The 8237-nt window shown below is 66.5% G+C and carries 7 protein-coding genes; 2 read left to right on the top strand and 5 right to left on the bottom strand.

All coding sequences use genetic code 11. The features are described 5' to 3' along the window. The 5 genes from AC1DOC_RS10090 to AC1DOC_RS10070 form a co-directional block, all read right to left on the bottom strand. Positions 1 to 366, bottom strand: a 366-nt coding sequence (locus AC1DOC_RS10090) for an NAD(P)-binding protein (RefSeq protein WP_478129751.1), incomplete at its 3' end; no start/stop codon positions are given. Positions 367 to 640: 274 nt separating this feature from the next. Next, on the bottom strand, positions 641 to 2185 hold the full coding sequence (locus AC1DOC_RS10085; protein ID WP_478080265.1) for a polyamine aminopropyltransferase: 1545 nt from the start codon (positions 2183 to 2185) through the stop codon (positions 641 to 643). A 14-nt stretch (positions 2186 to 2199) separates the two neighbouring features. Next, complete coding sequence (locus AC1DOC_RS10080; protein WP_015868006.1) at positions 2200 to 2418, bottom strand: DUF350 domain-containing protein; 219 nt, start codon at positions 2416 to 2418, stop codon at positions 2200 to 2202. Between the two features lie 62 nt (positions 2419 to 2480). After that, on the bottom strand, positions 2481 to 3962 hold the full coding sequence (locus AC1DOC_RS10075; RefSeq protein WP_478129750.1) for a DUF4178 domain-containing protein: 1482 nt from the start codon (positions 3960 to 3962) through the stop codon (positions 2481 to 2483). A 9-nt stretch (positions 3963 to 3971) separates the two neighbouring features. Beyond that, positions 3972 to 5021 carry an SPFH domain-containing protein gene (locus AC1DOC_RS10070; protein WP_436289884.1) on the bottom strand — a complete coding sequence of 350 codons (1050 nt, stop codon included), beginning with the start codon at positions 5019 to 5021 and terminating at the stop codon, positions 3972 to 3974. A 165-nt stretch (positions 5022 to 5186) separates the two neighbouring features. Here AC1DOC_RS10070 and AC1DOC_RS10065 point away from each other — a divergent pair, with 165 nt between their 5' ends. After that, entirely contained in the window at positions 5187 to 7529 is a 2343-nt protein-coding gene (locus AC1DOC_RS10065) for an NADP-dependent malic enzyme (RefSeq protein ID WP_478129749.1), read from the top strand. A gap of 180 nt (positions 7530 to 7709) precedes the next feature. Next, positions 7710 to 8120, top strand: coding sequence for a guanyl-specific ribonuclease (locus tag AC1DOC_RS10060; protein ID WP_015868010.1), 411 nt, complete (start codon positions 7710 to 7712; stop codon positions 8118 to 8120). Positions 8121 to 8237 lie beyond the last annotated feature (117 nt).

Here is an 8237-nt window from a genome sequence, read left to right as displayed (position 1 = left end):
CGCATCGTCGCCGGGCGTCGGCAGGTAGTGCGCGCCGAGCGGGCAGGCAATGCCGCTCACCATGCCGCCGCGCGCATTGCCGCCTGCCGCGTCCTCGAGCTCGAGCAGCACGAAGTCCTCGACGCCCGCGAGCCGCAGTGCGCGCGCGGCGGCGAGGCCTGCGACACCGCCACCGGCGATCACCACGCGCGTGCGCTTGACGCTTGCGGGAGACGGGCCTTTGAGCGCGCCATCGCGCAGCGCATGGCCGCGCGCCACGTCGATGCCGGTGAAGCCGCCTTCGATGGGCGGCGGCGGGGCCTCGCAGCCGGAGAGCGCAAGGGCACCCGCCGCACCGGCCACGCTGAGGAAATCGCGCCGCTGCATGTCCGGACCTAGGGCCTGTTGACGCTATGGAAGGGGATCGCGTTGCTTCGCCAARGGGCTGGMTGCAAGGCGCCYGGGCGCAGCAAGGCTYKSRCCTTGCAAGCGCGGGCAACGCCGCAGACGGCCCYTTGGCGARGCAACCCGMAGGGAAGCTCGCCACAGCCCGCCCCTCGGCGTTGCGYTCCTTGTGCGTGCGSACGCACGCACGGCGTCRCGCGCCTTGATGGGCGGGCTGTGGCGAGCTTCGCGACCCCTTGCATAGCGTTAACAGGCCCTAGTGCGTCGTGATCACCTTGCCCCACTCCTGCTCGTAGGTGGTGACAAGGGTCTGGTTCGACAGCCGGTTCACGTCAGCCGGCACGCGCGCCATGTCGAGCGGAAAGTCGAACATCAGCGGCAAGGTGGAAGGCGAGAGAAAACGCAGGCCCGAAGGCAGCGCATCGGGCATGCGGTACGGCCGCCGGCTCGCGATGATGTAGCCCCATTCGCCGAAGCTCGGCACATGCGCGTGGTAGGGCGTCGCCTGCAGGCCGACCGATTCGATGGTTGCCGCCACGGTCCAGTAGCTCTTGCGCGCGACCAGCGGCGAAGTGGTCTGGACCACCGCGTAGCCGCTCGCCGAGAGGCGCTTCTCGAGCAGCGCATAGAAGCTGTTGGTGTAGAGCTTGCCGATCGCGAAGTTGGTGGGATCGGGAAAGTCGACCACGATGACATCAAAAATATCCCCGGGCTGCTGCAGCCACTGGAACGCATCGGTATTGACGATCTTCACCTTCGGCGACGAGAGCGAATGGCCGTTGAGCGCCGCCAGCGTTTCGTGCGTTGTGAAAAGCTGGGTCATGTTCGGATCGAGCTCCACCAGCGTGACCGATTCGACCGAGGGATATTTCAGGATCTCGCGCACCGCCATGCCGTCGCCGCCGCCGAGCACCGCGACCTTCTTCGGTGCGCCCTGCGCAGCCATCACCGGATGGACGAGCGCCTCGTGGTAGCGGTACTCGTCGCGCTCGGCGAACTGCAGGTTGCCGTTCAGGAACAGCCGGTGCCCGAGCTGCCCGCGCGTGACCACGATGCGCTGGTAGGGCGAGGTGGCGCTGAACACGATGCGGTCCTGGTAGAACTTGTCCTCGGCCAGCGTGGTGATGTGGCCGGCCCCGGCGAAGGCGCCGACCAGCGCGGCCAGCGCCAGCAGGCAGGCCAGCGCATGCGCGCCGATGCGGCGCAGCTCATGGCGGAACAGCCACAGCGCCCACACGGCCACGGCGGCATTCATGATGCCGAACAGCAGGCCGGTGCGGATCATGCCCAGCTGCGGCACCAGGATGAGCGGAAAGGCCACCGACACCGCCAGCGCGCCAAGGTAGTCGAAGGTGAGCACCTGCGACACCAGGTTCTTGAGCTGGATGTTGCGCTTGAGGATGCGCATCACCAGCGGGATCTCGAGCCCCACGAGCGTGCCGACCACCACCACGAGCCCGTAGAGCAGCAGGCGGAATGCGCCCGGCACGTAGGCGTTCGCAAGGAAAAGAATGGCCGGCAGCGCGCCGCCGACCAGCGCCACGAGCAGTTCGATGCGCAGGAAGTGCGCCGGCAGCTGGCGCTCGAAGAAGCGCGAGAGCCACGAGCCCACGCCCATCGCGAACAGGTAGGTGCCGATGATGGTGCTGAACTGCAGCACCGAGTCGCCGAGCAGGTAGGAGCTCAGCGCGGCCGCGGTCAGCTCGTAGACCAGCCCGCAGGCCGCGACCACGAACACGCTGGCCAGCAGCGCGATCTCGACCGGCTGCGGCCCGCGCGCATCGGCGGAATGCGCGGACACGGCCGCCTCCCCGCTCAATGGATCGCTGCGGCCACGATGACGCAGATGCCCAGGCTCATGGCGGCCACCACCAGGCCCAGCGCCACGTTCTGCTTCTCGACGATCTCGCCCCAGAGGTCGTATGGCGTGAGCTTGTCGATGATGAGGAAGCAGAGCCAGAAGATCAGCACGCCAAGCAGCGCATACACGAGCGATCCGAGGACCACGCCCGGTTTCAGCCATTCAAATCCCATGGGGACCTCCAGTCGTAGTTGCAGTAGTGGATGACATCAGCGCGAAGCCATGTTGCGCTTGTTCATTTGTGGCCGCCGCCGCTCGAATAGCCGCCGTAGGAGCCGCCGTAGCTGCGCGACCCGCCGGACGAGCCACCGCTGCAGGTGCTCAGGATGACCAGCAGCACGATGATGACGATCACGATGAGGATGATGGTGCCGCAGCCCAGGCCCGATGCGGCGCTGACCGGCAGCGCATCGCCGCGCGCGAACATGTCCTTCTTGTCGTCGAGCTTGAATGCGGCGGACACCAGGCCGCTGTCGAGCTTGCTGCCCGAGGACCAGGTCAGCTCGTTGGCCGAGCGCTCCATCGACAGCAGCGCGTTGCCGCTCGCGAAATCGCGGTTGAAGGTTTTCTGGCCACGCTCCACCTGCCAGTAGAACTCGCCCGCCACGTAGGTGGTCTCGGCGTTGTAGGCGTATTGCTGCGTGTAGCGCTTGCCCAGGTAGCTGGCGCTGCTGCCGTTCTCGGCCATCACCGGCGCGCCGGTGGTCGGCTTGACCATGCTCCAGCCGTCCTCGGCATCGACCAGGAAGCTGAAGCCGCGCTTCTTGTTGTACAGCAGGTATTCGTTCCAGCCAAAGTGCTCGTCGTCGCCGGGCTCCACGCCCATGCGGTGCTGGAAGCCCACCACCTGCCATTGCGCACCCTGCAGCTGGCCGGTGCTGCCGATGGGGATGAGCGGGCGCACGGGCTCGTCCTGCACCGCGTGCTTCAGCTCGCCGCCGATGCCCTGCGACAGGTCGATGATGCTGTTGCACGAGCCGCAGGTGATGCTCYTGCTGTCGGCCAGGTTGACGGTGACGGGCGCGCCGCAATTCGGGCAATTGAAGGCGCGGCCTTTTTCGTCCTTGGCGGATTCGTCGCGCAGGCCGGTGAGCTGCAGGTCCTCCAGCTGCACCGAGCGGCCCAGGTAGGCGCCCGGCGGCTCGGTGCCGTAGTCGATGCTGAGCACCAGCCCCTTGTCGCTGCGCAGYTCGACCATCGGGAAGGGGCGGCCCAGCTCGGGCAGGTGCGGCAGTTCGCCCTGGGCGGACAGCAGCGCCACCTGCTCGTTCGACGAGACGGTGTAGCTCTGGCCGTTGAATGCGCTGGTGGCACCCACGCGCAGGTCGCCCGGCGGTGGCGCGGCGCGCTGCAGTTCGAAGGGCAGCGCGAACACGTAGGCGCCGTTGTCCTCGCTCAGGATGCCGGTGCGGTCGCCGTCCAGCGCGGCGATCCACTCGGTCCAGCGCCCGCCGGGGTTGCTGTATTGCAGCCGGCCGACGATGGTGAACGGCTGGTTCTGGATGCGGCCCGCGGCAAACAGCTGCAGCGGGCTGAAGTCGTCGAACAGCTCCGCCATCTTGCCGACGCGCGCGAGCGTCTCGCCCTGGCGCACGACGGTGCTCTGGCAGTAGGGGCAAACGGCGAAGGCCGATTGCGCGGACCTGAATTCGACCGGTGCGCCGCAGCCAGGGCAGGGCGCACGGTAGGCGCGCTGGGCGCCTGCTTGCTCAGCCATTGCCGGTGCTTAGACCAGCTTCTTGAGCAGTTCCGCCTTCTTGGCGTCGAACTCTTCCTGCGTGAGGATGCCCTTGGTCTTGAGTTCGCCGAGCTTCTCGAGCGTGGTCATCACGTCGGCCGGGCTCACCACGGCCACGGCCGGCTGCTGCTGGGTTGCGGCCGCCTGTGCCGCCGCGCCCGGGCTCAGCCCCTGCGCGAGGTTCTGCGCCAGCACCTGGCCGAGCGCCACGCCGGCGCCCAGGCCCATGGCATCGCCCGCGATGCCGCTGCCGCCGCCCGCGCCTTCGGCGAACTTGGGAATGGCCTGCGCGGTCTGGTACTGCATGAACTTGCCCATGTCGTTGCCGACCATGCCCATGCCGATCTTCTGGTCGAGGATCTTCTGCAGTTCTTCGGGCAGCGAGACGTTCTGGACCGTGATGTTCTCGAGCTTGATGCCGATCTTCTCGAACTCGGGCACCAGCTGGGCCGCCAGCGCCTGGGCGAACTGGATCTGGTTGGCGGCAAGGTCGAGGAACGGCACGCCGCTGGACGCGATGGCGTTGCTGATGTTCTGCAGCACCAGCCCGCGCAGCTGGCCGTCGAGGTCGGCCACGCCGTAGACGTCGCGCGTGCCCGAGATCTCGGTGTGGAACAGCTTGGCATCGCCGATGCGGAAGCTGTAGTTGCCGAAGGCGCGCAGGCGCACGGCGCCGAAGTCCTTGTCGCGGATGGTGATGGGCTGCGGCGTGCCCCACTTCTGGTCGACCTGCTGGCGCGTGCTGAAGAAGTAGACGTCGCTCTTGAACGGGGACTCGAACAGCTTGTCCCAGTTCTTCAGGTACGTGAGCACGGGCAGCGTCTGCGTCGTGAGCTTGTACATGCCCGGGCCGAACACGTCGGCCACCTGGCCTTCGTTGACGAACACCGCCACCTGCGACTCGCGCACGGTGAGCGAGGCGCCGTTCTGGATTTCCATCTCCGCCATCGGGAAGCGCCAGGCCAGCGTGCCGTCGCCGGTCTCGGTCCACTGGATGATGTCGATGAACTGTTTCTTGATGAAATCCATCAGGGCCATGGCTGCTCCTCGTCGGTTTTTTTCCGGATTGCGCATATTGCCACATCGTCTTGACGGGTCTGCGCGCTTTCGGCAGGGCCGATCTGCGCCATGCGGCCTATGGCGCCGCGGGCCGAGGTCTACAATCGGCGCCCCCAGAAGAAGCGCCACCAGGAGCAACGGCCCATGTCCGATTCGACGACCTCATCGACCCCCACGCCCGAAGACAAGCGCGCCGAACTGCGGCGCGCCGCCCTCGAGTACCACGAGCTTCCGGTGCCGGGCAAGATTGCCATTGCCGCCACCAAGCAGATGATCAACCAGCGCGACCTGTCGCTGGCCTATTCGCCCGGCGTGGCCGCGCCCTGCGAAGAGATCGTCAAGGACCCGGCCAACGCCTTCAAGTACACGGCGCGCGGCAACCTGGTGGCAGTGATCACCAACGGCACCGCCGTGCTCGGCCTGGGCGACATCGGCCCGCTGGCCTCCAAGCCGGTGATGGAAGGCAAGGGCGTGCTGTTCAAGAAGTTCGCCGGCGTCGACGTGTTCGACATCGAGATCGACGAGAAGGACCCGGCCAGGCTGGTCGAGGTGATCGCCGCGCTGGAGCCCACCTTCGGCGCCATCAACCTGGAGGACATCAAGGCCCCCGACTGCTTCTACGTGGAGCGCGAGCTGCGCAAGCGCATGAAGATCCCCGTCTTCCACGACGACCAGCACGGCACGGCCATCACCGTGGCGGCGGCCATGCTCAACGGCCTCAAGGTGGCGGGCAAGGACATCAACGAGGTCAAGCTGGTCACCTCGGGCGCGGGCGCCGCGGCGCTGGCCTGCCTGAACCTGCTGCTCAAGGTGGGCCTCCGGCGCGAGAACGTGTTCGTGACCGACCTGGCCGGCGTGGTCTACGAAGGCCGCGAAGAGCTCATGGACGACGACAAGCGCCAGTACATGCAGAAAACCACGGCGCGCACGCTGGCCGAGGTGATCGAGGGCGCCGACGTGTTCCTGGGCCTGTCGGCCGGCGGCGTGCTCAAGCCCGCCATGGTGGCCAAGATGGCGCCCAAGCCCGTAATCTTCGCGCTGGCCAACCCGAACCCGGAAATCGCTCCCGAGGACGCCCATGCGGTGCGCCCCGACGYSATCATGGCCACCGGCCGCASCGACTAYCCSAACCAGGTCAACAACGTCCTGTGCTTCCCGTACATCTTCCGCGGCGCGCTCGATTCGGGCGCCACCACGATCACCGACGAGATGGAAATTGCCGCGGTGCGCGCGATTGCCGATCTCGCCCAGGCCGAGCAGAGCGAGCGCGTCGCGGCCGCCTACGTCGGCGAAAAGCTGACTTTCGGGCCTGAATACCTGATTCCGAAGCCCTTCGATCCGCGCCTCATGATGAAGATCGCGCCCGCGGTGGCCAAGGCCGCCGAGGAGAGCGGCGTGGCCTCGCGCCCGATCAAGGACATGGACGCCTACCGCGACCGCCTGCAGAGCTTCGTCTACGCCTCGGGCACCACGATGAAGCCGATCTTCGACGCCGCCAAGCGGGCGCAGAAGAAGCGCGTGGCCTATTGCGAGGGCGAGGAAGAGCGCGTGCTGCGCGCCGCCCAGATCGTGGTCGACGAAGGCATTGCGCGCCCCACGCTGATCGGCCGCCCGGCCATCATCGCGCAGCGCATCGAGAAGTTCGGCCTGCGGCTGAAGGAAGAGCTCGACTACGACGTGGTCAACGTCGAGCAGGACCACCGCTACCGCGACTTCTGGCAGACCTACCACCGCATGACCGAGCGCAAGGGCCAGACGGTGCAGACCGCCAAGATCGAGATGCGCCGCCGCCTGACGCTGATCGGCGCCATGCTGCTGCACAAGGACGAGGTCGACGGCATGATCTGCGGCACCTGGGGCACCACGCTGATCCACCTGCACTACATCGACCAGGTGATCGGCAAGCGCCCGGGCGGCTGCGAAAGCACGCCGCAGGACGTGCCGGTGTACGCCTGCATGAACGGCCTGCTCTTGCCCGACCGCCAGGTGTTCCTGGTCGACACCCACGTCAACTACGACCCCTCGCCCGAGGAACTGGCCGAGATCACGACCATGGCGGCCGAGGAAATGATGCGTTTCGGCCTCAAGCCCAAGGCCGCGCTGCTGTCGCACTCCAACTTCGGCACCAGCAACGAGCCCAGCGCGGTCAAGATGCGCAAGACGCTTGACCTCTTGCGCGTGCAGGCGCCCTGGCTCGAGGTGGACGGCGAAATGCACGGCGACGTGGCGCTCGACAGCAAGCAGCGCGCGATCGTCATGCCGCACAGCGCGCTGGCGGGCGACGCCAACCTGCTGGTTTTCCCGAACATCGACGCGGCCAATATTTCCTACAACCTGCTCAAGACCGCGGCCGGCGGCAATATCGCGATCGGCCCGGTGCTGCTCGGAGCCGCCAAACCTGTGCATATTCTCACGGCCAGCGCAACAGTTCGGCGCATCGTGAACATGACAGCCTTGACAGTCGCCGACGCAAACGCAGAGCGATAAGCCATTTGGCGAGAGTGGCCGCCAACTTAAAGCGCCACTCGATCCCCTTGCGACTGCTCAAACTTTGGGCAGTCGCTTGCTATTTTCGCCAGCGTGGTGCACACTCGCGGGCTTGAATTTGCGGGTTAACCCCAGGGTTGGCTGCCAATTCGGAACCCCGCTCTTTTCTTGTGGTGCCCCATGGCGGCTTACGCCTCGATCACGTCCTCTGTCACTAAGTTTGCGCTCACCGGCTTGATGCTGGTGGCATTGGCGACGGGGGCCGAGGCCCGCGGATGGTTCGGCACCGGAAAGCCCGCCCAGGAATCGATTGCACTGTCCGAACTGCCGGTTCAGGGCCAGCGAACCTACGAAGCCATCCTGAGTGGCGGCCCCTTCCGATTCGAAAAGGACGGCACGGTATTTGGCAACCGCGAGCGTCTTTTGCCGCCCGCGCGGCGCGGTCACTACCGCGAGTACACGGTGGCAACGCCCGGCTCGCGCGATCGCGGTGCACGGCGCATTGTCTGCGGCGGAGAACAGCGCACCACACCCGAGGCCTGCTGGTACACGGCAGACCACTACGCGAGTTTCAGACGGATTGCACCATGAGCGATGACAACGACTTGAGCGGCGCCCCGAAGCGCCCCGAAGAAATGATGATGACTATGGAAAGACCAGCGGAGATGACTTTATCCCTTCGTGCCGTACGCCCGAACATCGTGCAGT

The sequence above is a fragment of the Variovorax sp. 01T439_2 genome (genome assembly GCF_056398445.1).
The sequence above is the reverse complement of the archived record's forward strand: the minus strand, read 5'-3'. Positions and strand labels throughout refer to the sequence as shown.

Excerpts from the sequence above, each read along its gene's own strand:
- AC1DOC_RS10080 (WP_015868006.1), bottom strand. The coding sequence starts at position 2,418 with ATGGGATTTGAATGGCTGAAACCGGGCGTGGTCCTCGGATCGCTCGTG.
- AC1DOC_RS10070 (WP_436289884.1), bottom strand. The coding sequence starts at position 5,021 with ATGGCCCTGATGGATTTCATCAAGAAACAGTTCATCGACATCATCCAG.
- AC1DOC_RS10060 (WP_015868010.1), top strand. The coding sequence starts at position 7,710 with ATGGCGGCTTACGCCTCGATCACGTCCTCTGTCACTAAGTTTGCGCTC.